Source organism: Terrihalobacillus insolitus (assembly GCF_028416575.1).
Lineage (GTDB): Bacteria > Bacillota > Bacilli > Bacillales > Amphibacillaceae > Terrihalobacillus > Terrihalobacillus insolitus.
On record NZ_JAMQKB010000015.1, the window covers coordinates 38,147 to 63,323 of the forward strand.

Genomic DNA, 25,177 nt, shown 5'->3' on the forward strand with positions numbered 1-25,177 from the left:
TTTAAATGAGTGCAATTAAAATACGTTTTGAACAAGGTGAGGTGTTATCTGCTTTTTTACTTAAAGTAAAGGCACCTCAAACGTGCGAGCTAATTTTAAATCATCTTCCATTTGAAAGCGCTGTCACTCAATCAAGATGGTCTGGTAGGGAAATCAATTGTCGTTTTAGTGCATCATCCTATCCAATACGAGAAAATCAAACAATATATACAAGTATTGGTGAAGTTTGCTATTGGCGTGACTGGAACTGGGAGGGGAGCGGTGATCTCTCTCAGGCAATTGCGATTTATTACGGCGCTGAGTTAGCGAGAAGTCATAGAGGTTATGAGCCAGTCAATGTTTTTGCCCAGATTGATTATAGCCAACTCCATCAGATTAATAAAGTAGGAGAGCGTATTTGGTTAAATGGTACAGAAAAAGTTTGTTTTGAAAAGTTAAATGATTAAATTATGAGCAGAAATTTTGATTATGTAAAGGGGAGATAAATATGGGTACTTTTAAAAAAGATTCTGCGCTTTCTTCGGTTCCTAAGTCCGAACGGGAAAATTGGATAGTACCAGCAACTATTTTTGGTGGTTTAGAATTTGCCGTTCCGGTAATAATGGTTGGATCCACTCTGGCAATTAACTTTGGGCTTACGACAATCTTTTGGATTTTATTGGTTGGTCTGGTTATTATACAGTGGGTTGGCAATGCTTTACAGGGTTACCTTGGTGCTAAAACTGGACGTCCTTCGTCTGTTATTGCTAGATCAAGCTTCGGTTCAATCCAGGCAAGATTCGTTATAGGGTTAGCGCTTGTTGTTCTCAATGTTGGTTGGTTTGGTGTTAATACTGCTGTTGCGGGTAATTCGATTTCTGCTATGTTTGGAATAAATTATCAAGAAGAATTGTTTATCTGGATTTTGATAACAACAATTGCAGGTGTTCTATTTGCCTTACCAGCTGTCTTAGGATATAACTCAATGAAATGGACTGATTATTTAGCGGTTCCGGCTGGTCTAATTCTAATTGTTTCAGGCGTATTTTTTGCTTTGAGAGGTACTGGTTGGGACACAGTCGTCTCTTGGAATCCTACACCTTCTATAACTTTTTTTGGTGGGATTAGCCTTGTTCTTGGAGCTAATGTAGCACAATGGTTAATTGCATCCGACTACACTCGCTATTCTAAACCGAAGATTAAAGATCAAGCGTTAATTCCACTTGGCATTATTGTTATCGGATTTGTTTTCTTCCTCACTGGCGCAATAATGTCTGTAGGTGTAGGAGAAGCAGACATAGTAAACGTTATGGTAAATCTTGGATTTCCGTTTTGGGGATTTTTAATCTTATGGCTTGCTCTTTGGACTAGCCAACTTGTTGCCAGCTATTCAATTGGATTAGCTGCAGCAAACATGTTTAATATTGATACAGCAAAAGGGCGAGCAATATTAACTGTTGTTGGATCACTAATCGGTGTTGCCCTTGCATTAGTTGGAATATTAAATTACTTTACTGATTTTCTTGTGTTATTAGGCGTTATGTATCCGGCAATAGCGGGAATTATGTTTGCTGATTTTTTCTTTATTCGTAATAAAGAGTGGGAAGATAACCACGGATGGAACTGGGTAGCTACTATTGCTGTTTTATCTGGGGCGCTAATTGGCTATCTAACTCAATACGTAGCTCCGTTTGGAATACCAGCTGTACAATCATTAATATTGTCAGCTATTATATATTTAGTTGGTATGCAAATAAAGGCAAAAGTAAAGCCAGATCAATTTACAAAGAAAGATTTTGTTACTGCAGATGAAATTGCGAGTGATATAAAAGTTGAAGCTCAAAAATAAATTTTTGATTTTGATGTTGCCTTTTCGTCATGTCCAAGGAAAAGGCAACAAATTTTTGCTTTGGACCTAATTACAACTAAAGGTGTGAGATAATGGAACTAAACACATATGACCAACGACTAAATAAATTAAAAAATTTCATAGAAGAAAAGGAAGTCGATTTACTAATGATCACTTCTCCAGTAAACATCTTTTATTTTACTGGATTTTATTCCGATCCACATGAACGGTTTATGGCACTCGTTTTAGAGAGAAATAAAAATCAACCCTATTTATTTGTTCCTTTACTAGACTTTGAAGCGGCGGAAAGTCACTCGTATGTACGTGAAATTTTGACTGTTTCCGATTCACAAGATCCTTATCAAGTACTAGAGTCTAAAGTAGGACGAAAACCCACTTCATTTGGGGTTGAGAAGAAAAATATGAGTTTGTATCAGTATGAACGATTAAATCAGTGGTCACCTGTTAGGGATTGGATCGATATAGAAGGGTTTATTACATCCCAAAGAATTAGCAAGACGCCAGAAGAGATTACCAAAATAAAAAAAGCAATCGATATGATTGAGGAAGTAATGGAAGCTGGCAGGAAAAAGGTGCAAGTAGGGATGTTGGAAATAGATCTTTTGGCAGAGTTAGAATACCAAATGCGTAGGGTTGGGTCTGATGGGCCGTCATTTTCAACTATTGTGTTAACTGGAAAAAATTCCTCGCTTCCACATGGCCAACCGGTAACAACCCCAATTGAAAATAATGATTTCTTACTGATTGATATGGGGGTTAAAACAGAAGGATACTGCTCCGACATTACTAGGACGTTTATAGTGGGAGAGGCCTCGGCTAAACAGGAGCAAATGTATAATACTGTACTAGAATCGAATCAAAAAGCGATAGAATCTGTAAAAATAAACCAGCCTCTTAGCAAGGTAGATATCGCCGCAAGAGAATGGATCAAACGAGCCGGCTATGGCGACTATTTTAATAACCGAGTTGGTCATGGGATGGGAATGGAAGTTCACGAAGAACCCTCCGTCCACGAAAAAAATGCAGATCTAATTAAATTAGGAATGGTTTTTACAATTGAACCTGGTATTTACATTCCAAACTTTGGTGGGGTGCGCATTGAAGATGATGTTTATGTAAATGAAAAAGGTGAAGTTGAGGTATTAACGACATATCCGAAAAAGTTAATTAGTGTTGGGTGATTAGGAAAGGATCACATAAGGGAACATATTATCGCTTTTGATGGAAAACTATGCTAAGTTAATAGATGAGATAAAGTTCTTTTAGGGACGGGTCGGCTAGCCCTGCTTATGAAAGGGGGTGATGCCTATGAGTATGTACGAGATTTTGATGGTGCTTTTTGCTTTTGGTACCTTCTTACTCGCATTGCTTGCCTTGGTCATGAAAATGATCAATAGAAAATAGACCTCCCTACTACCAGCAAAGTTTTAGGAAGAGGTCTATTCCAAAGGGATAGCCGCTCCCGCTGGGGGAACCGCTTATCTTAGACCACAGTGGAAGCTGTGGTCTTTTTAGTGTATTTAGTATCTATATAAATTATACCATGATTTGTTTGAAATTAAAATGAATTGTTTTTTGAGCTTTTTGCGATGTTCGGTTAAGATCGCTACTTTGGTTGCAATACCGAACCACCCGTGTTTCTCGGGTGCAGTCCATACGTCGCTAGCTACACGGACGCCCCGCGCTTTTGTTCATTCTAATCAAACATATATTCTTTTGTTCGTGAATGAATGTTCAATACAATCCCAATCGCAAGTAGATAGGTTATGGTTGAACTACCTCCGTAGCTTAAAAACGGGAGCGGAAGACCGGTAATCGGAAGTAGTTGAATCGACATCCCGATATTCTGGAAAATTTGAAAGCTGAACATCCCGATCATACCTGTAACTAAATAGCTGCCAAATACATCGTTGCTTTGAAGTGCAACATGGATTAGTCGGTAGATGAGTAAAAATAACAGAGTGACTACGATACTTGCACCTACAAAGCCAAACTGCTCAGCAATGGCAGTGAATATCATATCTGTTTGACGTTCAGCAACATACACTTCCATATCCATCAGTCCTTTTCCGACCAATTGACCTGAACCAATGGCAAGTAACGCATAGTATAATTGGTTACCAGACGTCTGTACAAACTTTTCTGGCTGAAGCCATCCATAGAAACGGCCTGAAACGTATTTAAAAATGGATTCCTCCAAGAATGTCTGGATGGGACCAGGAAATAGAAAATAAGCGGCAACCAGGATCCCAGTAATAAAGAGAGCCCCAAATAAGAGACCAAAAAGGATTCGCCACCTAATGCCTGATATTAAAATGATGCTTGCCGTGATAGCAATAAACACGAGAAATCCACCTAAGTCAGGCTGAACAGCAATTAACAACATCGGTGGAACAGACAAAATTAATATTTTAAATAAAAGAAGTAGATCACTTTTGTTTGTGCGTTTTTTATGGATGTCATTATGCTTAACCAACACATGTGCTAGTGTTATGATAAGAATAACTTTCATAAATTCAGATGGCTGGATCGTCCCTATGGCTGGAAAGGAAAACCAACTTGTTGCACCGTTGGCCGTTCGGATGAAAGGTTCACCTGGAAAATTAAAGAAAAGCATAAGCAGTGCTATCATTCCGATTGCATATAGAGGCCAGACAATTTGTCGTAAACGATCATAATCGAACAGCATTATCACAACAATGAACATTGATCCAACTATATACCAAACAATCTGCTTTAAATAAAACTGATCATCCTGTAAATCCGGCCTCAGACCCGGCTGCACCGTGTACAGGGCAAAACAACTAACAATACCAAGTAATAGGACGATCGAAATCAATGTATAATCTAACTTTGTATTTTTTGTTTGCATAATATACCTTACTTTCTATTTAAGAGCTTGTTTAAAAGGTAATGTCGAATTTTACCATAATTCCCCTTACAATCAAACATATAAATCAATTCTACATCATATTGGATTATTTTTTAAGTGGCAGTATGATTTCTTTTCATTTCATTTGGTGACTTTTTTAACTTTCTCTAAAAAAGAGTTTGTCCACGAAGTTTCCCATCATGCAATCATAGGTGTTATATTGACAAAAAGAGGCTTGCCGACTATGATAAAACGATTAAAGTTAGGAACGAATGGAGGCGGAAGATGGAAAACTTAAATGAAACGGAACGCGAACGCCTGTGGGAGGACATTCAGAATGCGTTATTGAATGACCGCATTGACGAATTTCGTGCTGATTTCTTAGAAATGCATCCTTATGATCAGGCCAAAATATTTGAAGAGCAAACACCAGAAATTCGTATGCAAATATATACTTACTTGTCTCCAGAAGAAGTAGCGGACGTAATGGAGCAAATAGATGTTGATCACGTAGAACGCTTTTTTACAGAAATGGATCCAAGATTTGCAGCACAAATACTAGGAGAAATGTCTACTGACGATGCGGTAGATATTCTGAATCAATTGAATAAAAATCAAGTAGCTAGCTTTTTAACGATAATGAATTCACAAGCATCTAACGAGATAAAAGAATTACTGCATTATGAAGAAAAAACAGCTGGTAGTATTATGACCACAGAATTTGTGGTCATCCACGAAAAACAAACGATTAGACAAGCTTTGCAACACTTAAAGATGGAAGCGCCTGAAGCCGAAACAATTTACTATACCTATGTCGCTGATGACGATAAGCGTTTAGTGGGAGTTATTTCCTTACGTGACTTAATCATTGCTGAAGCTGATTGGCTGATTGAAGATGTGATGAGCGACCGTGTTGTATCCGTAGTGGTCGGAGAGGATCAGGAAGAGGTAGCCAAAATGATGCGTGATTATGACTTTCTTGCCTTACCAGTTGTTGACTTTCAAAACCACTTACTGGGAATTATTACTGTAGATGATATAATGGATGTCATGCAAGAGGAAGCAAGTGAAGACTATTCAAAGTTTGCAGCGGTGTCCGATTTGGATCACACGGATGAAAGTGCTTTTTCCTCAGCAAAAAAACGCCTTCCATGGCTTATTATACTATTGTTTATGGGCATGTTTACCGCAAGTTTGATTGGTAGCTTTGAAGCAGCATTGAATCAATATGCAATTTTAGCTATTTTTATTCCATTAATTGCAGGGATGGCAGGGAATACTGGGACTCAAGCCTTGGCTGTTGCGGTTCGTGGAATAGCAACAGGTGATATTGAAAAACAAGGTAAAGCAACGCTTATTCTACGAGAAGCGGTTACTGGACTAATAACAGGAACATGTTGTGGCATCCTGATCACGGCGATCGTTTATTTGTGGAAGGGTAATATTTACCTTGGTATTTTAGTCGGAATTTCTATTATGGTTACATTAATTGTTGCTACAATTGCAGGTGCCCTTATTCCCATTATAATGGATCGTTTAAAGATAGACCCTGCTGTTGCGTCCGGCCCTTTTATTTCAACGATCAATGACATTATCTCCATATTAATATATTTTGGGTTGGCAACTGCATTTATGAATTTACTGTTAGGTTAAAGAAGTCAACAAATGATAATTTGGTTACCTAACGAAAGCGATGATGCCGGCGCTTATAAAAAAGTAGGATCAAGGTAACGACGTATTAAATGCATACGTTCGTTACTCAAAACTATGTCGCCTCGACCTGCTTGCGACGCACAGGACGTGGCGACATTAGTCGACCTTCTAATTTGCCTGCTTTTTGAACACACGCTTAAAATAATTGTTTTTTTGTTCACGATTCGCTAAAATAGTAGTAGGTACTAATAACAAGCAATAGTTAAACCTCAAGGAGGGTTATAAAATTGAATTTATCTTTAGAAGGACGTACATATGTTGTAATGGGAGTTGCGAATAAACGGAGTATCGCTTGGGGGATTTCTCAAGCTCTGCATGACGCTGGTGCTCGATTGATTTTCACCTATGCATCCGAACGATTTGAAAAGCCTGTTAAAGATCTTGCAACAACACTTGATAGACAAGATTCTTTATTTTATGAATGTGATGTAACAGATGACGCCGCAATTAATGCGACGTTTGACCAAATTCAACAAGATGTAGGAACGATACATGGACTAGCACACTGCATTGCTTTTGCAAAGCGTGAGGAATTAAATGGTGAATTCGTGAATACGAGCAGAGACGGCTTCTTGTTATCTCAAAATATTAGCGCTTATTCGTTGGTTGCTGTAGCGCGGGCTGCACAGCCATTGATGACAGAAGGTGGAGGTATCGTTACATTAACATACCTTGGTGGAGAACGTGTTGTACAAAACTACAACGTGATGGGTGTTGCAAAAGCAAGCCTTGATGCAAGTATGCGTTATCTTGCAAACGACCTCGGAAAGCACGGAATCCGCGTGAATGCGATATCTGCAGGCCCAATTCGTACCGTATCTGCAAAAGGAGTTGGTGACTTTAACACGATTCTAAAAAAGATCGAAGAAGAGTCTCCGTTACGAAAAACCGTTTCACAAGAGGAAGTTGGCGATACAGCTTATTACTTGTTAAGTGATCTTTCTCGTGCCGTAACAGGTGAAATCATCCACGTTGACTCAGGCTACAACATCCTAGGACTTTAATAATGCAAAAAAAGCACTCCAGTCTTTTCTGGGTGCTTTTTTTATCGTTTAGTTTAGGAAATTAAAATTATTTGCATATAAATCGTGGGTAATGGCGGGTTTAGCGGACTGAGAGGCCGTTATTTGGCAAAAATCCATGGTTATGATGTGTTTCGCGGACTGAGAGGCCGTTAATTGCCAAAAAGCCAGCCAAAAACAGTCCATTTAGAGCAAATAACGGCCTGTGAGTCCGTTAAACCATAGAAATCAGGCTTTTTTCTGAAAATAGCGTCCTGTGAGTCCGCCTAGGATTTTTAGCGGACTGAGAGGCCGTTATTTGGCAAAAATCCATGGTTTGGGCGAGTTTCGCGGACTGAGAGGCCGTTAATTGCCAAAAAGCCAGCCAAAAACAGCCCATTTAGAGCAAATAACGGCCTGTGAGTCCGTTAAACCATAGAAATCAGGCTTTTTTCTGAAAATAGCGTCCTGTGAGTCCGTTAAACCATAGAAATTAGGCTTTTTTCTGAAAATAAGGGCCTGTGAGTCCGCACAGAATTTTTAGCGGACTGAGAGGCCGTTAATAATATGATGGGGTTATTAGTGGGCACATAACTTTTTATCATTCATATACTGTCTTTGAAGAGTTTTGAACAAAGGGGAGACATCGATTTATGAGGAAAAGGAAAAAGATGGAGCGTGGGCCGATGTTATACATCACTCAACCAGATCTGCAATCACCAAAAGCAAGAATGCAATATGACTATCGGACACCAAAACAGAAAAAAAAACAAGCGTCCGCTATAGAGAATGAAAAAAGAAGGCGTTCAGCGAAACAACAAAAGTCGAAAAAAAATAATGAGGCAAATGAGCCTGTTTCAAATAAACAGAATGAAACGGCTGAAAATGTTGATGTTCAACAATTGGATGATGAAGTCACAGAAGATCAGATGACACATTCAGAAACCGAAAATCAACATTCAGAAACAGGAAATCAAGATTCAGAAACCAAAAACCACCATACAGAAAAACTGTCTGATGAAGGATCAGGATTGGAGACAGGGGAAGAAGTAAAACAAAAAGCACAGAATAAACGTCGCCCTTTTAATAATATGACAGTAGAAGAAAAAGTCCATTATTTTTTAAAAATACCACCACAATTACCAAAAATGAAATGTGAAGTGATTACGAATAACAAATCCTATCGCGGTGTTGTGACAGATTATCAGGACGGGCTTGTCCACATGCGTACATTCCGTAGTCCGTTTAAAGTAGATGTTCCAATTGATGACATAGAAAACATTCGGATAATCGGCTTTTAATTTTTATTTTAAGAAGATGTTCAAAAAGTCACCAAATGATAAGCTACGCATCTCGGGCCCACACGATGTGGGTCATGCAGGCGTTGCCACGACGTGGCGGTCTTAGCCTGTATTCCTTAAATGGCTCGTTCTTCCGGTCCTCATGTAGGGAAAGTCTACACTGCGGTCCTCAGAAGCATCTCCGCATCGACCTGCTTGCTTCTAATTTGCCGACTTTTTGAACACACACTTTAGCCCAAAAAAATGGGGGGCAGACCTCATTAGAGATCTTGCCCCCCATTCAGCAATATTTAACGTAGAATTACAATGCACTAATTGCTGGTAGGCAAGTGATGTGGCAGAAGCAATTTACATTAACAGTGATACAAATACCAGTTGCTTCAAGGTTATCTGTACTTTGATCTGCTGGAGAATCAGGGTTATCATTGTTGTCGTTAGGATCACGAAGCAATTCTAGCACTGTACAGCAGTTATCATCGACAGACTTCACTCGGAAGAAGAAGCTTCCAACAACATTTCCAAATGAACCGAGATCTCCAGTTGTTCCTGTTGGTGCTCCAAAGCCTTTAAATGGCTCACAGTCACAGTAAAGGATTACTGGTACGGTATCTAAGTCATTGGCTGCAGGCAACGTGCCACCCAATAAATCATTAATAGATTGTTCACAGCTAGTTGTACATTCATTTGTAACAACATCAGATTGGGCATCTGCAATTTGTCTTAAGATGTCGCAAACACAGTTCCCAGTTTCAAAATGACTTCCACAGGCCATTTATATCTGTCCCCTTTCTAAATTCTTATTTTGACGTATTGTCCCTAATAGAATATGACTGCTACGAGGTAATGTGTAGGCATCTATCTTTTCTTTAAAAAAAGAAGCGCAAATTAATTTAATCGTTGAGAAACGGGCGTATGTCCATACCCTTTCGTTAGTAGGTTCATAGACTAATATCGATCAAGTTTTATATATGCCAAAGGAGTGAAAGTGAGTATGTCTGAAAAGAAGAAAAAGGTTATTCATGTGAAGGACTTAGTGATAAAAGCAGATCATGTTCGGATCGAGCCACCACGTCCGCTTCGTCCATTAGGTCCGTACGGAAGGCCTGGCAGAGAGCCGCTTAGCGAAGAGGAATCATCAGAAGAAATTGGGGAAGAAAGCCCTGATGAGGTATAATACGTTATGAAAAAATAGGTAGCAAGTATTTGCTGCCTATTTTTTCAAGCATTCATGAATTCTAGGTTTAAATAGGAAGGCAGAGTGATCGATGAGTAAAAATAAACCAGGTGATCCCAGGTGGATGAAACACATCAAGGCCATTGAAAAACATTTAGCAAAAAATGAAAAATGGTTCCAATCACCAGAACAAAAGAAGCAGAACTTTGAAAAAGAAATGAATGATTGGAACAAAAACTTTGAACAAGGAATACAAGATATGGAGCAATCTTTTAAAAATTTTGAAAAAAAGATGGATGAGGATTAAAATATGTGCATAATTTTCCCCGTTTCGGGTATAGTTAGGTAAATAGTTCATTATGTTCTAGGGGGAATGCTAATGGGGTACATCCTTCCGACTCAAGAATATGGATATAAAGATTACCACGAACGGCTTACCATAAAAGAAAAGGGTCCTTTTTATGTGGATGAGATCCAGAAATTGCGGCACAATCCACAAAAAAAAGAACGGCTTTCGAATCGACAAGATCCCAACATCCCACCAATGAAACAAACCCTTTATGCACCACAAGAAATACATGCAAGTCAGGCAAGAGAAAAAATATATGCAGATTTAACAGGAAAAGGCAGGTACTTTAGCGAAACAATATAAAAAAATCTAAGGAGTAGAGAATATGGAATTTCGCAAATTAACGAGTACCTGTTATTATTTTGACGGCCCTGTCAACATTGGGTACATTCACCATGGAGAAGAAGGAATGTTAGTCGATGCTGGTATCGATGCATCCACCATGAAAAAGGTGCTAAAGGTTTTAGAAAAAAAGGCATTTCCAATAACCCATCTTTTTATTACACATGCACATGCCGACCATTACGGCGGGGCCGACCATTTACATCAGAAATATTCTGTACATACGATTGCTCCCGTTTTAGAGGAAGCCATATTGCGCAATCCAATGCTTGAACCATTATACCTATTTGGAGGCAATGATCCTCTACCGGAACTTCGCAACAAATTTCTGGAAGGAAAATCGATCACAATCGATCAAACAATTAAGGAAGGAAGCACTCAAATCGGGAGCTTTGCTTTCACAGCTCACCATCTCCCAGGCCACAGTTATTATCAGCTTGGTATCGTAGTCGATGATATTTTATTTGCTGGAGACAGTTATTTTGCTGCGGATCAATTGAAGAAACACAAAATCCCATTCATTACGGATGCATTTCAAACGTTAGGAAGTCTGGAGAAAATAAAAAAAATAAACTGCAAAGGTGCTTTTCCAGGCCACGGAACGTTTGAAGAGGAATTCTGTGTGACAGTAGATAAAAACATACATTACCATCAAGCATTATTGGACTGGCTGGAACAAAAAATTGGAGAACAACAAAAGGGAATCACACACGAGACAATTGTATCTGAAATGTGCCAGCATTTTGGCGTGGATACACCTAAACTCTCCCAATGGCTCTTAATTCGTACAGCAATTACTGGATATCTGATTGGTTTAATCAAACAGGATAAGATCAGCTATTCTATTGAAATGGGTCGTTGGCTATTTCGTCCATCCTCATAAAGTAGTTCCGACCCGAAAGGAGAACCTAGTATGTTAAAACATACAGTGGTTCTCCTTCTTTCCATTCAGCATATAGGACATCTTTAACTGCTTCTATACTCTGTGCTTGAAGCTGTTGGTGTAGCCATGCTTCATCGCGTTTTGCTTCCTTCAAGTTATCTTTTACCAATTCACCGTCCAATATTAAAGCAAGTGGCATTGACACAACCTCTTGTGGTAATTGAAAGTCCTTTCGTGTCGGTGCTTGTTCCAGTGATTTTTTTAAAATTGATATTGTTCCATCTGTTTCTAAAACGGCATACTCCACTTCTTTTATTGAGAAAGCTCCTTTGGATCGTAACAAATGTTGCAGCTCATTTAGATCAAGTTTCGCTTTTTTCATTTCATTATACTTAATCTTTCCTTTATGAATAACGATCGAAGGAATACCTTCCAATAGGGAGCGGGAACGCTTGAATTTTTGTGTTATAACTTCTGATAGGTATAGCAGACCTCCCCATAAAAATATCGCCAGTGCCATTTCGTAAAGGCCATATTGATCATCAAACAAGGCATTCCCTACTAATTCACCCATAATCAAAGCCGAAATAAAATCAAACGCGGTGAGTTGAGAAATTTGCGTTTTTCCAAGTACTTTTGTAATAGCAAATAATGCAACAAAGCCAAATAAGGTTTCCGTAATAATAAGTCCAGTGTTACCCATTTCGGTCATCCTCCTATTTAAACTACACTAAAATAGGATAGACAAGCTGAGTTGATTTCATACAACAAAAACCTAACATTGACCTGTTTTAACAGATGGTCAATGTTAGGTTGGTATAAAAAACTATGTTAAAGTTCCTTAATCATGGTAACATGCGGAATTCCTGCGTCTAAAAATTCGTCTGAAATCGTACGATAACCAAGCGCCTTATAAAATTCTTCTGCATGTGTTTGGGCATTTAGTTTTGCTTTTTTGTATCCTTTATTCTTTATGCTTTGTTCCATTTCATTTATGATTTGCTTCCCAAATGTACGTCCGCGAAAAGGCTGAAGAACACAAATACGCTCAAGTTTTCCGTAGTCATCCATAAAGCGTAGTCGACTTGCAGCAATAGGTTCGTCATTTTCATAGCCAATAAAGTGGGTGGAAGCCTTTTCGTGTTCGTCCATTTCGATGGCTGGGTCAACGTTCTGTTCTTCAACAAACACGATCGTTCTTACAGTGTATGCTTGGTCTAATTCTGCTTCGGTTTCTACAATCTTCACTTCCACGATCGTTCTCACTCCTTCCCAAATCGGAACGTTTCATATACGGTCCAAGAACCATTTTCTAGCTGATAAAGTAGTTGGAATCGATCAACCGTTTCCTCCATATTGAAGTCTCTCATTTTCAAGCTTCCAAATACATCGGAATATTCATCATCGGACAGCTTTTGTGCAATCGTGATATGTGGGATGTACGCATAGGTTTGCGTATCTGGAATCTTAGAACCCTGGTGGAGTCTTTTATTTAAGTGCATCAATTCTTCAACAGGTTCCACTTTTAAGTAGATGGTATTCGTTACAGGAGAAAAAGAGCTCACTTTATGAATGCTAAGTGGGAATGGGTTCGTTTGATTCGCAATTTGTCTCAGTTCTGTAACGATCTCATGAATGGAATCATCATCTGCCTGAAAAGATTCCTTTAAGGTGATGTGTGGTGGTATTAGAGCATAATGTGGATCGTAACGCTTTCGATAAGAATTAGCCTCGTCTTGAATTTTTTTTGACGGAAAAATAGCAATGCCATATTTCATTGGAAATCCCTCCTAAAATCTGAATGTAGTGCGTTTATAAGTGTAGTTCATAATCAATTTGCTCGTTGCCCGCATTGATACACTCATCCCATGTTTTTTCATGAAGCTTTTTATTTATTATAGCAAATGGTTACAAAATACGTAATAGCGAATCCTTATCCAAACATAGTCGAAAGGGCACGTTTTAAATCCTTTTGCCAAAATTTCCACGTGTGATTTCCTTCTAGCTCATGATAACGATAATCAAATTGATGATGCTGTATCAGAAGTTCGTGTAAGGTACGGTTTGGGGCAAGGAAATCCTGAATGTTTCCCCCTGTAGTTTCGACCTCTGTTTCCTCTGTTCCAATTGTATGGTATATATCAAGAGAGTAAATTGGATTCGCATTTTCCACCGAAGCAAGTACCTTGTCATCAACGTAAGGGGACTGCATGATCACCTTTCCAAAAGTATTCGGATATTTTAATGCGGTCATAAGTGCAACCGTACCACCGAGTGAATCCCCCATTAATGCACGACTACCTCCAACTTGATAAGTAGGTAGAACGTCATCTAAAAAAGGTACAACCTCCTTCACAAGAAAGTGCATATAATTGGATTGTTTCACTCCATCTGGATGATATTTGTCTTTGCGATCATACCTATCTTTGTAATGGATCCCAACAAAAACAGTATGGTGTATCTCGTCTTCCTGATGCAGTTGATCACTGAATGTAGCGACTCGGCCAAGCTGGTAATAATCATTTCCATCCTGCATGATACAGATATGATATTTATATAAATCGGAAAAGGATTCAGGTTCATACCAACGAATCGTTATCCTCTCCTGAAGATAGGCGCTTTCGATTTCTTTCTCTTTCATAGTACCCTTACGTCTCATCTGTTACACCTCTTTTACATCATTGCTCTTACCCAACAGTTTATCATAAAAGAAAGGTAAACGTTGAAGTAAGCACTCAAACATTTTTTGAACAACCTCTAATAGTGCGTGTTCATAAAGTCGGCAAATTAGAAGCAAGCAGATCGAGGCGGCGATGCTTCTGAGGACCGCAGTGTAGGCTTTCCCTACATGAGGACCGGAAGAACGAGCCATTTAAGGAATACAGGCTAAGACCGCCACGTCCTGTGGCAACGCCTGCATGACCCACATCGTGTGGGCCCGAGATGCGTAGCTTATCATTTGGTGATTTTTTGAACAACCTCTAATAAAGTTAACCGAATAAATCATAATGCCCAATTGAGTATAAAGCACTACAAAACCGTACTTTTGGACTAATTTTTTCTGTTTGATAGATAAATGTAACTAGGGAAATCGTATATTTTAGAAAATTAAAACAATAATCTTAAGGTGAGAGTGATTGACAACGAAAAAAAAACGGGTATTTTGGCGGATTACGTGATTATTTGTAGTGTTATATGATAGTGCTAAGAGATCAGTCGGAAAAAGTCTATTAGATGGACGTTGTTCAAAGATGAACACGCATATCTATATATACTGAATCTCGACAAAGGCAAACCTGGTGAAAACCAGCGACGCAAAGCTAGAGGGGCTAAAGTGTGGATATACAACACACAATGCCAGCCAGTTACCGAAAGATCAGGGAGGCATCGTTTTCTTCTATTAAAAGAACGATGCCATGATGAACCCCCCTTTCGGTAAAGGCGGGGATTATTTGTTTGTATGGGAGGTGGAGCATTGCAGCTAGTAAACCTGAGCAAGGATCGCAAAATCGCAGTCGAAATGGCGTGTGCCTACACCTTTTTTAGTAGATTAAAAGGTTTAATGTTTACAAGACAACTGCACTCAGGCACTGGTTTACACATAAATCCCTGCCCATCCGTACACACCTTTTTTATGAACTACGCCATTGATGTTGTTTATCTGGATCAACAACATGTTGTTGTTGCAGTAGATCATCAATTGGAGCCAGGTAAGCTAGGGCGACGGTACAAACATGTAGTATCAGTTGTTGAACTATCCGCAGGTACAGCGCAGAAAACCAAATTGGAAATTGGTGATCAATTAAAATTTAGTTATAAGGGAGAGGGAAAAGTATGATGAACAAGCTAAAAGGATTATTCACAGAAGAGCAAGGACAAGGTATGACAGAGTACGCGTTAGTGTTAGGCGTTATTGCAGTTGGTGTTGTAACAATTATCATTACACTTGGTGACACGATCAAAGATCAATTCCAAAAAGTGATTGATAAGTTAACTGGAACCACTGCTGCATAAAGTGTACGTTAACTGAAGTAAACTTTGGCAAAGGAGGCAATGATGGTATGTTAACGGCATTATTACTTTCCATATTAATTATTTGTGTGATTACCGATGTAAAAAGTCGCAAAATTTACAACAAAGTCATCTTTCCATCATTGCTTCTTGGCATTATTTTGAACGGAATTCTTTTTGGCTGGACTGGCGTTACGACAAGCCTATTAGGATTTCTCACTGGTTTTGCAATTTTATTGATTCCATATCTGATGGGCGGCATGGGCGCTGGGGATGTCAAGTTATTAGCATTAATTGGAGCCTTTCAAGGTACTTCTTTTGTTTTTGCGACAGCGATATACATGGCTGTAATTGGCGCAATTGTCGGTTTACTTGTATTATTTTTCCGCATCGGTCTTTCTGGCCGTTTGAAGCAAATGGCCTATCTCTTATGTGGTATCAGATATGGAATCAAACCTTCTTTCTTGCCTTTTAAAGAAGGACTGCAAACGACTTATCCATACGGTGTGGCAATTGCCGGTGGAGCTATTGCAAGCCTGTTCTTTAATGGAGTTGTACCATTATGATTCGGAATGAAAAAGGGCAATCTTTAGTGGAAATGACATTAATCATACCCGTCCTATTATTTGTATTACTAGGCGTGTTTGATTTAGGGAGAACCTTATATACGTATACCAACCTTCAATTCACTGGTCAGGAAACAGTTCGAATCGGTGGATTAGGCGGAACCGATGAAGAAATCACCCAATTCGCCTATGATGAATTTAATGCTGGTGATTCCGCCATGCTTAAGGTGAACATCGATCCTACTCAAGATACCAGAGCCTCAGGTGATTACATAACCGTCACGTTATCCTATCCGATCCAACCGATTACACCACTGATCGGCACCTTTCTTCCAGATCCAATTTTATTACGAGTCGATTCGACGATCCGAGTAGAGTGAGGGATAAACATGAAAAAGCTATGGAGCCTGTTTAAAAATGAAAACGGCAATGTACTTGTCCTTGTATCTTTATCCTTTATCGGGTTATTAACAATGGCAGGGCTAGTGATTGATGGTGGAACACTTTATTTGACGAAAACTGAACTACAAAAAGTCGCAAATGCCTCCGCATTATCAGGGGCGCAAGCATTAACTACAGATAGTGAGAGCAACGTTCAAGCAATTATTGATCAAATTTTAATGAAGCATGATGAAGCCGATGCGCTAGACGGTGTATTTATTAATTTAAACGATAAAGTAGAAATCGACTTAGGGAAAAAAGTTCCACTTGCATTTTCCAAGTTATTTGGAATCGAAACAGTGAATGTAACTGCACATGCGGCAGCCCAATTAGGCGTAATGGGCAAAGCCAAAGGTGCCGCACCACTCGGTATCCCAGAATCTGTTTCATTGGTATATGGGGAAGAATACCAGCTGAAAGTGGATTCCTCAGATGTCGATACAGGGAACTTCGGAATTCTAGCATTACAAGGACCTGGAGCCAAAACATATGAGTATAATCTGGCGAATGGCTATCAAGATCCCCTTCAGGTTGGTGAAATTGTAGACACGCAAACAGGAAACATTGCTGGTAAAACAGTTTCTGTCATAAATGATTTAGTACAAACATGTAGTAGCCAAGATGAACGAGACTGTCCAAGGATTCTATTAATTCCTGTATATAAGCCTTACAGCTATGATCAGAATCAAATGAAACAGGTGGAAATTACTGGGTTCGCTTATTTTTATATAACCGAACCGATGAGTCAAAATGATACATCTATTAAGGGGATTTTTTTAGAAAGAACTGGAACAGGATTTGACGATCCGAACGCCGTCAATCGCGGTGCATATAGCATTAGATTAGTAAAGTAGGTGGAAAAAATGCGAGCTAGCGTAATCTTCATCCTGGCATTGGCGATGGGTGGATTGACGACTGTTTTACTCTTTACATATTTAAACGATGAAGGCAAAGCAGAAGTGAAGAAAAATATGGTGCAAGTCGTAAGAGCAACGGAAGACATCGAACAAAACACAACGATAACAAATGACATGCTTGAGACGGTCGAAGTTTCTGAGAATGAGGTACATCCTCAAGCGGTCAAAAATAAAAAAGAAGCAGAAGGAAGATTTGCAACAGGAAGGATTGTGAAAGGGGAAATACTCCTGTCACATCGACTTCAGACTCAAGTGGATGAAAAACGAATCGTTTCAAATAAAATAAAACCAGGCTTTCGAGCAGTGTCTGTTGGCGTAAATGCAGTACAGTCTGTTTCCAACTTAATTGAACCAGAAGATTTTGTTGATATTATGTACACAGAACTTTTAAAGGACGGTTCTGTAGGACAAACGAAACAAATCCTATCAAACGTTCGCGTGCTGGCGATTGGACAAAGTATGACCCCCCCAACATCGAGTGAGGAAGCGTTTAGCGAATACAATTCAATTACAGTCGAATTAAAGCAAGACGATGCAAAAGAACTTGTGAATGCTTCTGAAAAGGGAAAAGTTCATTTCACGTTGCATTCGGGCGTTGACCAAACAAATAAGTAACATGTAGTAAGGGTGGGAGTTCTGTGGTCGAGGAAAAACAAATCAATGAAGGCAGAATTGTTGCTGTATGTAGTGCAAAAGGCGGTATTGGAAAAACACTTCTTTCTGTCAATCTGGCAGTAGCATTAAATAAAAAAAATCTAAACACTACTATTCTCGATGGCAACTTCCAGTTTGGTGATGTAAGCCTTGCAATGGATCTCCAGCCATCGTTCACGATAAAAGATGTCATGGAAGAAATGAGTGAAAATGAAATCGATAAAGAATCCATTCGGCATTACATGACAACCCATTCTTCAGGGGTGGATGTATTGGCCACCCCTGAACGGCCAGAATATGCAGAGTTAGTAACAAATGATCGATTGATTAAGGTAATGGAACTTTTTAAAAACCAGTATGATTATGTAGTAATTGATACTGGTGTGGGCATTCACGATCAAACCCTAGAAATAATAGAACGAGCAGATGACATTCTCATTGTGACCAATTTAGAAATGACCGCATTAAAAAACACGAAACTATTACTTGGAACGTTTGATCAGCTTGGTATTCGACATAAAGTACGACTCATCGTCAATCGATTCAATATGGATAGCCTAATAAAAGCAGAGGATATTACAGAAATGCTGGATGAGCAGCCGATTAGTTATATTCCGAACAATTTCAAATTAGCCTCCCAATCCTTAAACTTAGGCATTCCATTCGTTATTAGCCAAGGACATTCAGACTTATCCAAGGCTATTTTTAAAATGACGGAGCAGTTAACATCAGACCAAACCAAGAAATCAACGAAAAAGAAAAAACGTCCAAAACGTTGGCTTGGTATGAGTAAAGGGGCGGATGGCGTATGAGTTTACTAAACCGTATAAAAGACAAAAACCCCCAAACAGTTCAAGAGATACACAAGCAACAGCCACGACCACAGGATCAGCAGCAAAATTCGTCGGGTAGAACTGTTGTCGTACAAGAGGGGCAGAAAAAATTCAATCAAAAGTCGTCAGAGCAAACAGAAAAACAAAACAAATACAGAGAACTAAAAAGAATATTGCACAACCAAATTTTACAAGAGTTAAAGGAAACGGACGACATCGACGCTATTATTCCGAAAATTGATGAAATGGCAATTGATATTATTAAAGAAAACGATCAGTTCAAGGGGAGTATCGACCGCAAAAAGGTTGTCGAAGAGATTATGAACGACCTGACAGGTTTTGGACCAATCAACCCACTACTATTAGATGAGGATGTCTCGGAGGTAATGGTAAATGGTCCTAATCAAGTGTATTGTGAGCGGAAAGGAAGGCTAGAGTTAACGAATATTTCGTTTCGTGATAATGAACATGTCCTGCATGTGATTGAAAAAATCGTTGCACCGATCGGGAGAAGAATAGATGAGAGCAGCCCAATGGTAGACGCTAGATTACCCGATGGCTCACGTGTAAACGCAATTATTCCCCCACTAGCGCTAAATGGACCAACGATAACCATTCGTAAATTCGCCAAGGATCCCTTTGTGATAGACGATCTTATTCACTTCAAAACGTTAACACAAGAAATGGCCACTTTCTTAGATGCATGTGTAAAGGCAAGGTTAAATATTTTTGTTAGCGGTGGAACAGGATCTGGTAAAACAACAACATTAAACGTATTATCCAATTTCATTCCAAATGATGAGCGTATCGTAACGATTGAAGATGCAGCAGAGTTACAGCTTGGTCAGGAACATGTCGTATCGCTAGAATCACGCCCACCAAACATTGAAGGAAAAGGTGGCATTTCGATCCGTGATTTAGTTCGAAATTCATTGCGGATGCGTCCAGACAGGGTTGTCATAGGAGAAGTACGTGGTGCAGAGGCACTCGACATGTTGCAAGCAATGAACACTGGACATGACGGCTCATTGGCAACAGGACACTCCAATAGTCCAAGAGATATGATCGCGCGTTTAGAGACGATGGTTTTATTTGCAGGTGTAGAGCTTCCCGTAAAAGCAATTAGAGAACAGATAGCAGGTGCAATTGATGTTATCATCCAGCAATCTAGATTAAAGGATGGCACCCGTAAAATTGTAAAAATCACAGAAGTTCAAGGGCTTGAAGGCGATATTATCGTACTCCAAGACATTTTCACCTTTGTTCAAGAAGGCATCAAAGAAAATGGGAAAATTGCTGGAAGATTAGTTCCAACAGGCGTAAGGCCGAAATTTTATGATCAACTAGAAAATTCTGGAATAACCATACCTCCGAATGTCTTTATCAATGAAGGGGAGTGGGAAGCTTGAAAACATTCGTAATTGTGATGGTTTTCTTTTCTGCTTCCTTCTTGTTTTGGAGTATGTTAAAGCTGTTTTTCTTTAAAGATAAAAGGATCCAGCAACGAAAGGAACGTTATTTTACAAAAACGAACAATGAAACAGCACAAAATAAACAAAAGCCACGACTTTCGATCGACCTGAATTTAACAAAACAGAACGTGCGAAAACTTTTAACAAAAGACAAAAACGAGAAATTGGCTCTCATGATTCATCGGGCTGGAGTTCCATTAAAGCCAGAAGAATATATTATGTTCCAATGGATTGCCACCTTTTTAGGTGCAGGTATATCCTATTTAATTATTGGGAATATCCTTCTATTTCCTATAGGTGCAATAATCGGTTTTAACATTCCGAAGCTCCTTCTTCATAAGAAACAAAAGGAACGCCTAGAAAAATTTAATGATGGGCTACCAGAAATGATTACGACAATCGTTGGGGCATTACGAGCTGGCTTTAGTTTCCCCCAAGCACTAAAGTCTGTCGTAGAAGAAGCACAGTCACCGATAAAAGAAGAAATTGAAACAGTTTTACGCGAAATGCAATACGGAACAAATGTAGAAGACGCACTAAAACGATTAAATGATCGAATGCCAAGCGATGATTTGGACATCATGATTCAAGCAATTATCATCCAACGTCAAGTCGGTGGAAATCTTGCGACAGTGTTAGAAACAATTATTACCACCATTAGGGATCGAATTAAAATTCAAGGTCAAATAAGCACTTTAACAGCACAAGGTAGGCTGTCAGGTGTAATCATCGGCCTGTTACCAGTTCTATTAGGTTTGTTCCTTTATTTAATCGAACCAGAATATATTGGTGTTCTTTTTACCCATCCAATTGGAATTGTACTTGTTGTCATTGCCAGTATTTCAAGTATCATTGGATTCTTGTTGATTCGAAAATTAACGACGATCGAGGTGTAGCCTAATGGTTGTCCTTTTTTATACATTAACGGTACTATTGCTTGTCTATGGATTGGTAGTTACTCGTAAAGAAAAAAAGAAACACATCGAGAAGCGGCTTTCTACCGTCTTTCATCAAATCGATCCAAACCTAGAAACCGAAACAGCCATTGACTCCGTCGAAAAGCTCTCTTTTTCCAAACGAATGATGGATCCAATATGGAACATGATGAAAAAGAAGCTGCAACGAAAGTTATCTAGCGAGAAAAAGGAAAAACTTGAAAACAAGCTTCTTCAGGCTGGAAATCCAATGGGCATGACACAGGTGGAATTCCAAATTGTAAAATTGGCTTTGATCATTATATTTCCATTCCTATTCGGTTTATACGGGTATATTCTAAATCAGTCTGCTGGGATCATTTTTATCTTACTTTTTTTGGGTATTCTGTTAGCTGTATACATTCCTGCTTTTTACCTGAAGCAAAAAACTGCTACAAGAAATAAACAAGCATTAAGAGAACTACCCGATTTTCTCGACCTCGTCACCGTTAGTATTGAAGCAGGATTAGGGTTTGATTCAGCACTAAGTAAAGTCGTTGCCAAAAAAAATGGTGTGTTAGCGACGGAATTCCAACGATGCCTAGAGGAAATGCGCCTCGGGAAAACGAGGAGAGAAGCATTATCAGGAGTCAGAGACCGTTTGATATTGGACGATATTAAATCACTGATTGGCAGTATTCTGCAAGCGGAACAGTTGGGGATCGGAATGGTGCAAATACTTCGAGTTCAATCCAATGAAGTTCGACAAAGGCGAAAGCAACGCGCCGAAGAAGCAGCAATGAAAGCACCAATCAAAATGCTGTTTCCCCTTGTGTTTTTTATCTTCCCATGTATTTTCGTCGTTTTACTTGGACCAGCTGTGATCCGAATGATGCAAACATTTTAAAACACAAGTCGGGCTGATAGTGCCCACTGTTCTGTAAACGGCTGGCTATAAAGCAAATAGCGTCCTCTCAGTCCGCTAAAGCCACCAAACCAACGAATTGTTGGCCTGTGAGACCGCTAAAAATCCTAAGCGGACTGAGAGGCGCTTATTCTTGGAAAAATGCTCGATTCCCAAGGTTAAGCGGACTCACAGACCGTTATTCGCAGTGAATGGGCTTTTTAAGGCTGGGTTTTCGGCAATTAAGGGCCTCTCAGTCCGCGAAACCCACCAAACCGACGAATTGTTGCCAAATAAGGGCCTGTGAGACCGCTAAAAATCCTGAGCGGACTGAGAGGCCCTTATTCTCGGAAAAATGCCTGATTCCCAAGGTTAAGCGGACTCACAGGCCGTTATTCGCAGAAAAAGTGCCATTAAAGGCTGGATTTTTGGCAATTAACGGCCTCTCAGTCCGCTAAAGTCACCAAACCGACGAATTGTTGCCAAATAAGGGCCTGTGAGACCGCTAAAAATCCTAAGCGGACTGAGAGGCGCTTATTCTCGGAAAAATGCCTGATTCCCAAGGTTAAGCGGACTCACAGGCCGTTATTCGCAGAAAAAGTGCCATTAAAGGCTGGATTTTTGGCAATTAACGGCCTCTCAGTCCGCGAAACCCACCAAACCGACGAATTTTTGCCAAATAAGGGCCTCTCAGTCCGCTAAAAATCCTAAGCGGACTGAGAGGCCCTTATTTATATTTTCATTTTCGATATGTAAGTCGTCTGAATTTATTGACATTTTCACATGTATTATTTAGATTAAAAGTAAGACAAAACGGGTAGAACGTATAGGAGAGGTGATCAAGCAATGTTACAATCTATAGAAAATTACATGAACAAACTTACAAAAACATCAGATGGGACGTATCCATTAATAAATCCTCACACTCGAGAAAAAATCACAGAGATCCCAGAATGTACAAATGAGCAAATGGAAGCTGCCATAGCTAAAAGTGAACAAGCTTTTCAACAAATGAAGGTACTGTCCTCAGCAGAACGGTCCGACATCCTTTTCAAAACAAGTCAACTTATCGAAGACAAAAAAGAAGACTTTGCCAATACAATTACATTAGAGTCTGGGAAGCCGATAACCTTTTCACAAGGTGAAGTGGACCGCACGATTCAAACATTAAAATTTGCTGCAATCGAAGCAAGAAAGCTTGAAGGAGAATCAATCCGAATGGATGCGGCGCCAAATGGTGCTGGACGAGACGCCTATACGATTTTTCAGCCAATCGGAGTAGTTGGGGCGATTACACCATTTAACTTTCCTTTAAATCTAGTTATACACAAGGTAGGGCCTGCCCTTGCAGTCGGAAATACGATCATTGTAAAGCCAGCAGAAAAAACGCCACTATCTTCTATTTTACTTGCAAACGTGTTGCAGGAGGCAGGACTTCCAGAGAACGCGTATCAAGTCATTACAGGGGATGGTCCGCGTCTAGGAAAAGTACTCATTGACCACCCAGCAGTCAAAAAAATTACGTTCACAGGGAGCCCACAAGTAGGTAAGCTTATCAAATCACAAGCAGGGTTGAAAAAAGTAACACTTGAGCTTGGAAGTAACTCAGCATTATACATCGATAAAAGCGTGGAAAGTAAGATAGAGGAAATTGCAAATAAAGCAGTAGTTGGTGCGTTTTCATATAATGGCCAGGTATGCATTAGTACCCAGCGTATTTATGTCCATGAGACTGTAAGTAAATCTTTTATAGAGCATTTTAAAATAGCTACGGAGGCATTAAAATACGGAGACCCAAATGATCCATCGACAGACATGTCCGGCTTGATAGATGAAAAAACACAGAAGCGCATACTGGAATGGATTGACGAAGCGGTTCAAGACGGAGCAACCCTCATTACGGGTGGAGAAAAAGAAGAAAACGGTGTAAAACCTACCATTTTAGCAAATGTTTCTACTCATTCAAAAGTTTCCTGTCAAGAAGTGTTTGGCCCAGTCGTCATTATAAACACAGTTAAAAACGGGGAAGAGGCGTTAGAGGCAATGAATGATAGTGAATTCGGCTTAAATGCTGGTGTGTTCACCTACGATCTTCCACAGGGCTTTCATTTTGCGCATGAATTGGAAGTCGGTCAAGTATTAGTAAATGATTTGCCTACATTACGATTTGACCACATGCCATATGGTGGATTGAAATCTTCTGGTTATGGATATGAAGGTGTCAAATATGCGATGCGAGAAATGGTCCATCGGAAGTTCATTAGTATGAACTATACATTCTAGCCTTGCTAGATTTATAGATGTTCATTCGTCTGTACCTTTTTTCTGCGGGTGCATACGAATGTTGTATGTTTCAATATTGTATAGAAAATCATATAAAAATAAAAACGCATGGATTTATTGTTAACGGGTTCGGTTTTGGAGTGAAAAACGCAAAAAAAACAGTGTTAATAGAACCTTTATTTTCTAAACAAGCGGTTCCGAAAAGCCCAGAGGCTGAGGAAATAAATGCACAATCAGCTTCTGTTAATAGAAAAGAAAATCAACAGGTAACAATAGATAAGTTTATCCGACAAGAAAAGAGCTTTATAACACAATTTCCAAGATTCCCGATAATCGCTGGGAGGAACGGCTTTCTATCGGAAAAACTAATTTATCATTGTATGAATACTTTTAACGTACTTCCGAAAGAAGTCTCCCTCTTCAAGCGTGTAAAGGGCGTAGCCCAACGGTAAGGGGGAGATGAATTTCGGTTGGGCGATAGCCCAAAGGCTTTTTCTTTCTTCTAAATATGGTATAATCAGTATTATAAATTAAAAGAACTGATATAACAATGAAGTTAGACAGTAATAACCATTCAGTGTTCTTGATGTATTACCATCTTGTGTTAGTCGTGAAGTATCGAAGGAAAGTGATGGATGATCCCATTTCAGACTATGCTAAAGATAAATTTATATCTTTGAGTGAAAAATACAATATTA

The 25,177-nt window shown here is 39.3% G+C and carries 30 protein-coding genes and 1 riboswitch; of the genes, 24 read left to right on the forward strand and 6 right to left on the reverse strand.

Annotated elements, in window-relative coordinates:
* The first annotated feature begins 5 nt into the window (after nt 1-5).
* The 4 genes from NC797_RS13210 (at nt 6) to NC797_RS13225 (ending at nt 3,253) form a co-directional block, all read left to right on the forward strand.
* Nucleotides 6-446 (forward strand): DUF3830 family protein, encoded by a 441-nt coding sequence (locus NC797_RS13210; protein WP_272437265.1) that lies wholly within the window; start codon nt 6-8, stop codon nt 444-446.
* 41 nt (nt 447-487) lie between these two features.
* The gene (locus NC797_RS13215; protein WP_272437266.1) at nt 488-1,828 is read left to right on the forward strand and encodes a purine-cytosine permease family protein; all 1,341 of its coding nucleotides are present in this window, start codon (nt 488-490) and stop codon (nt 1,826-1,828) included.
* A 92-nt stretch (nt 1,829-1,920) separates the two neighbouring features.
* Nucleotides 1,921-3,030 (forward strand): M24 family metallopeptidase, encoded by a 1,110-nt coding sequence (locus NC797_RS13220; protein WP_272437267.1) that lies wholly within the window; start codon nt 1,921-1,923, stop codon nt 3,028-3,030.
* Between the two features lie 127 nt (nt 3,031-3,157).
* Complete coding sequence (locus tag NC797_RS13225) at nt 3,158-3,253, forward strand: putative holin-like toxin (protein ID WP_272437268.1); 96 nt, start codon at nt 3,158-3,160, stop codon at nt 3,251-3,253.
* 292 nt (nt 3,254-3,545) lie between these two features.
* Here NC797_RS13225 and NC797_RS13230 read toward each other — a convergent pair whose 3' ends face one another.
* Entirely contained in the window at nt 3,546-4,721 is a 1,176-nt protein-coding gene (locus NC797_RS13230) for an FtsW/RodA/SpoVE family cell cycle protein (RefSeq protein ID WP_272437269.1), read from the reverse strand.
* Between the two features lie 285 nt (nt 4,722-5,006).
* Here NC797_RS13230 and mgtE point away from each other — a divergent pair, with 285 nt between their 5' ends.
* The 3 genes from mgtE (at nt 5,007) to NC797_RS13245 (ending at nt 8,736) form a co-directional block, all read left to right on the forward strand.
* Nucleotides 5,007-6,374 carry a magnesium transporter gene (mgtE, locus tag NC797_RS13235; RefSeq protein WP_272437270.1) on the forward strand — a complete coding sequence of 456 codons (1,368 nt, stop codon included), beginning with the start codon at nt 5,007-5,009 and terminating at the stop codon, nt 6,372-6,374.
* A 287-nt stretch (nt 6,375-6,661) separates the two neighbouring features.
* The gene (fabI, locus tag NC797_RS13240) at nt 6,662-7,438 is read left to right on the forward strand and encodes an enoyl-ACP reductase FabI (protein ID WP_272437271.1); all 777 of its coding nucleotides are present in this window, start codon (nt 6,662-6,664) and stop codon (nt 7,436-7,438) included.
* Between the two features lie 650 nt (nt 7,439-8,088).
* Nucleotides 8,089-8,736: a CotO family spore coat protein gene (locus tag NC797_RS13245; protein WP_272437272.1), complete on the forward strand. Its 648-nt coding sequence runs from the start codon at nt 8,089-8,091 to the stop codon at nt 8,734-8,736.
* Between the two features lie 301 nt (nt 8,737-9,037).
* Here the strand turns inward: NC797_RS13245 and NC797_RS13250 are convergent, their stop codons facing one another.
* Nucleotides 9,038-9,508 carry a CotY/CotZ family spore coat protein gene (locus tag NC797_RS13250; protein ID WP_272437273.1) on the reverse strand — a complete coding sequence of 157 codons (471 nt, stop codon included), beginning with the start codon at nt 9,506-9,508 and terminating at the stop codon, nt 9,038-9,040.
* Between the two features lie 219 nt (nt 9,509-9,727).
* On the opposite strand from NC797_RS13250, the gene NC797_RS13255 reads away from it, so the two are divergent.
* The 4 genes from NC797_RS13255 (at nt 9,728) to NC797_RS13270 (ending at nt 11,484) form a co-directional block, all read left to right on the forward strand.
* Nucleotides 9,728-9,910 carry a hypothetical protein gene (locus NC797_RS13255; protein ID WP_272437274.1) on the forward strand — a complete coding sequence of 61 codons (183 nt, stop codon included), beginning with the start codon at nt 9,728-9,730 and terminating at the stop codon, nt 9,908-9,910.
* A 91-nt stretch (nt 9,911-10,001) separates the two neighbouring features.
* A complete protein-coding gene (locus NC797_RS13260) occupies nt 10,002-10,217 on the forward strand; it encodes a hypothetical protein (protein WP_272437275.1) in 216 nt (71 codons plus the stop codon).
* Nucleotides 10,218-10,289: 72 nt separating this feature from the next.
* On the forward strand, nt 10,290-10,562 hold the full coding sequence (locus tag NC797_RS13265) for a hypothetical protein (protein ID WP_272437276.1): 273 nt from the start codon (nt 10,290-10,292) through the stop codon (nt 10,560-10,562).
* 22 nt (nt 10,563-10,584) lie between these two features.
* Complete coding sequence (locus tag NC797_RS13270; RefSeq protein WP_272437277.1) at nt 10,585-11,484, forward strand: MBL fold metallo-hydrolase; 900 nt, start codon at nt 10,585-10,587, stop codon at nt 11,482-11,484.
* Nucleotides 11,485-11,509: 25 nt separating this feature from the next.
* Here NC797_RS13270 and NC797_RS13275 read toward each other — a convergent pair whose 3' ends face one another.
* From NC797_RS13275 to NC797_RS13290, 4 genes are all read right to left on the reverse strand, one after another.
* Entirely contained in the window at nt 11,510-12,187 is a 678-nt protein-coding gene (locus NC797_RS13275; protein ID WP_272437278.1) for a DUF421 domain-containing protein, read from the reverse strand.
* A 128-nt stretch (nt 12,188-12,315) separates the two neighbouring features.
* Nucleotides 12,316-12,738: a GNAT family N-acetyltransferase gene (locus NC797_RS13280; protein ID WP_272437279.1), complete on the reverse strand. Its 423-nt coding sequence runs from the start codon at nt 12,736-12,738 to the stop codon at nt 12,316-12,318.
* An 8-nt stretch (nt 12,739-12,746) separates the two neighbouring features.
* The gene (locus tag NC797_RS13285) at nt 12,747-13,262 is read right to left on the reverse strand and encodes a YjcG family protein (protein WP_272437280.1); all 516 of its coding nucleotides are present in this window, start codon (nt 13,260-13,262) and stop codon (nt 12,747-12,749) included.
* A gap of 155 nt (nt 13,263-13,417) precedes the next feature.
* The gene (locus NC797_RS13290) at nt 13,418-14,143 is read right to left on the reverse strand and encodes an alpha/beta hydrolase (protein WP_272437281.1); all 726 of its coding nucleotides are present in this window, start codon (nt 14,141-14,143) and stop codon (nt 13,418-13,420) included.
* Between the two features lie 620 nt (nt 14,144-14,763).
* Nucleotides 14,764-14,857, forward strand: a riboswitch (cyclic di-GMP riboswitch).
* A 102-nt stretch (nt 14,858-14,959) separates the two neighbouring features.
* Between NC797_RS13290 and NC797_RS13295 the strand changes: the two genes are divergently transcribed.
* The 13 genes from NC797_RS13295 to NC797_RS13355 form a co-directional block, all read left to right on the forward strand.
* Nucleotides 14,960-15,322: a DUF192 domain-containing protein gene (locus tag NC797_RS13295; RefSeq protein WP_272437282.1), complete on the forward strand. Its 363-nt coding sequence runs from the start codon at nt 14,960-14,962 to the stop codon at nt 15,320-15,322.
* Complete coding sequence (locus NC797_RS13300) at nt 15,319-15,498, forward strand: Flp family type IVb pilin (protein WP_272437283.1); 180 nt, start codon at nt 15,319-15,321, stop codon at nt 15,496-15,498. Before NC797_RS13295 ends, NC797_RS13300 begins: the two co-directional genes overlap by 4 nt.
* Before the next feature lie 47 nt (nt 15,499-15,545).
* The gene (locus NC797_RS13305) at nt 15,546-16,061 is read left to right on the forward strand and encodes an A24 family peptidase (RefSeq protein ID WP_272437284.1); all 516 of its coding nucleotides are present in this window, start codon (nt 15,546-15,548) and stop codon (nt 16,059-16,061) included.
* Nucleotides 16,058-16,441, forward strand: a complete 384-nt coding sequence (locus tag NC797_RS13310) for a TadE/TadG family type IV pilus assembly protein (protein WP_272437285.1) — start codon at nt 16,058-16,060, stop codon at nt 16,439-16,441. Before NC797_RS13305 ends, NC797_RS13310 begins: the two co-directional genes overlap by 4 nt.
* Before the next feature lie 9 nt (nt 16,442-16,450).
* Nucleotides 16,451-17,356 (forward strand): Tad domain-containing protein, encoded by a 906-nt coding sequence (locus NC797_RS13315; RefSeq protein ID WP_272437286.1) that lies wholly within the window; start codon nt 16,451-16,453, stop codon nt 17,354-17,356.
* A gap of 9 nt (nt 17,357-17,365) precedes the next feature.
* The gene (cpaB, locus tag NC797_RS13320; RefSeq protein ID WP_272437287.1) at nt 17,366-18,034 is read left to right on the forward strand and encodes a Flp pilus assembly protein CpaB; all 669 of its coding nucleotides are present in this window, start codon (nt 17,366-17,368) and stop codon (nt 18,032-18,034) included.
* A 23-nt stretch (nt 18,035-18,057) separates the two neighbouring features.
* The gene (locus tag NC797_RS13325; RefSeq protein WP_272437289.1) at nt 18,058-18,885 is read left to right on the forward strand and encodes an AAA family ATPase; all 828 of its coding nucleotides are present in this window, start codon (nt 18,058-18,060) and stop codon (nt 18,883-18,885) included.
* Nucleotides 18,882-20,315, forward strand: coding sequence for a CpaF family protein (locus tag NC797_RS13330; RefSeq protein ID WP_272437290.1), 1,434 nt, complete (start codon nt 18,882-18,884; stop codon nt 20,313-20,315). The genes NC797_RS13325 and NC797_RS13330 overlap by 4 nt, the downstream gene beginning before the upstream one ends.
* Nucleotides 20,303-21,274, forward strand: coding sequence for a type II secretion system F family protein (locus NC797_RS13335; protein WP_272437291.1), 972 nt, complete (start codon nt 20,303-20,305; stop codon nt 21,272-21,274). Before NC797_RS13330 ends, NC797_RS13335 begins: the two co-directional genes overlap by 13 nt.
* A 4-nt stretch (nt 21,275-21,278) precedes the next feature.
* Complete coding sequence (locus NC797_RS13340) at nt 21,279-22,199, forward strand: type II secretion system F family protein (protein ID WP_272437292.1); 921 nt, start codon at nt 21,279-21,281, stop codon at nt 22,197-22,199.
* Between the two features lie 843 nt (nt 22,200-23,042).
* Nucleotides 23,043-24,479 (forward strand): aldehyde dehydrogenase family protein, encoded by a 1,437-nt coding sequence (locus tag NC797_RS13345; protein WP_272437293.1) that lies wholly within the window; start codon nt 23,043-23,045, stop codon nt 24,477-24,479.
* Between the two features lie 65 nt (nt 24,480-24,544).
* Complete coding sequence (locus NC797_RS13350; protein WP_272437294.1) at nt 24,545-24,931, forward strand: hypothetical protein; 387 nt, start codon at nt 24,545-24,547, stop codon at nt 24,929-24,931.
* Between the two features lie 98 nt (nt 24,932-25,029).
* On the forward strand, nt 25,030-25,177 hold a 148-nt coding region (locus NC797_RS13355; RefSeq protein ID WP_272437299.1), incomplete at its 3' end, for a transposase.

Coding starts and splice junctions, on each gene's coding strand:
- mgtE (WP_272437270.1), top strand. CDS start 5,007: ATGGAAAACTTAAATGAAACGGAACGCGAACGCCTGTGGGAGGACATT.
- NC797_RS13310 (WP_272437285.1), top strand. CDS start 16,058: ATGATTCGGAATGAAAAAGGGCAATCTTTAGTGGAAATGACATTAATC.
- NC797_RS13315 (WP_272437286.1), top strand. CDS start 16,451: ATGAAAAAGCTATGGAGCCTGTTTAAAAATGAAAACGGCAATGTACTT.
- NC797_RS13270 (WP_272437277.1), top strand. CDS start 10,585: ATGGAATTTCGCAAATTAACGAGTACCTGTTATTATTTTGACGGCCCT.
- cpaB (WP_272437287.1), top strand. CDS start 17,366: ATGCGAGCTAGCGTAATCTTCATCCTGGCATTGGCGATGGGTGGATTG.
- NC797_RS13210 (WP_272437265.1), top strand. CDS start 6: ATGAGTGCAATTAAAATACGTTTTGAACAAGGTGAGGTGTTATCTGCT.
- NC797_RS13265 (WP_272437276.1), top strand. CDS start 10,290: ATGGGGTACATCCTTCCGACTCAAGAATATGGATATAAAGATTACCAC.
- NC797_RS13255 (WP_272437274.1), top strand. CDS start 9,728: ATGTCTGAAAAGAAGAAAAAGGTTATTCATGTGAAGGACTTAGTGATA.
- NC797_RS13290 (WP_272437281.1), bottom strand. CDS start 14,143: ATGAGACGTAAGGGTACTATGAAAGAGAAAGAAATCGAAAGCGCCTAT.
- NC797_RS13300 (WP_272437283.1), top strand. CDS start 15,319: ATGATGAACAAGCTAAAAGGATTATTCACAGAAGAGCAAGGACAAGGT.
- NC797_RS13225 (WP_272437268.1), top strand. CDS start 3,158: ATGAGTATGTACGAGATTTTGATGGTGCTTTTTGCTTTTGGTACCTTC.
- NC797_RS13250 (WP_272437273.1), bottom strand. CDS start 9,508: ATGGCCTGTGGAAGTCATTTTGAAACTGGGAACTGTGTTTGCGACATC.
- NC797_RS13330 (WP_272437290.1), top strand. CDS start 18,882: ATGAGTTTACTAAACCGTATAAAAGACAAAAACCCCCAAACAGTTCAA.
- NC797_RS13245 (WP_272437272.1), top strand. CDS start 8,089: ATGAGGAAAAGGAAAAAGATGGAGCGTGGGCCGATGTTATACATCACT.
- NC797_RS13230 (WP_272437269.1), bottom strand. CDS start 4,721: ATGCAAACAAAAAATACAAAGTTAGATTATACATTGATTTCGATCGTC.
- NC797_RS13260 (WP_272437275.1), top strand. CDS start 10,002: ATGAGTAAAAATAAACCAGGTGATCCCAGGTGGATGAAACACATCAAG.
- NC797_RS13340 (WP_272437292.1), top strand. CDS start 21,279: ATGGTTGTCCTTTTTTATACATTAACGGTACTATTGCTTGTCTATGGA.
- NC797_RS13305 (WP_272437284.1), top strand. CDS start 15,546: ATGTTAACGGCATTATTACTTTCCATATTAATTATTTGTGTGATTACC.
- NC797_RS13285 (WP_272437280.1), bottom strand. CDS start 13,262: ATGAAATATGGCATTGCTATTTTTCCGTCAAAAAAAATTCAAGACGAG.
- NC797_RS13220 (WP_272437267.1), top strand. CDS start 1,921: ATGGAACTAAACACATATGACCAACGACTAAATAAATTAAAAAATTTC.
- NC797_RS13215 (WP_272437266.1), top strand. CDS start 488: ATGGGTACTTTTAAAAAAGATTCTGCGCTTTCTTCGGTTCCTAAGTCC.
- NC797_RS13275 (WP_272437278.1), bottom strand. CDS start 12,187: ATGGGTAACACTGGACTTATTATTACGGAAACCTTATTTGGCTTTGTT.
- NC797_RS13345 (WP_272437293.1), top strand. CDS start 23,043: ATGTTACAATCTATAGAAAATTACATGAACAAACTTACAAAAACATCA.
- NC797_RS13350 (WP_272437294.1), top strand. CDS start 24,545: ATGTTTCAATATTGTATAGAAAATCATATAAAAATAAAAACGCATGGA.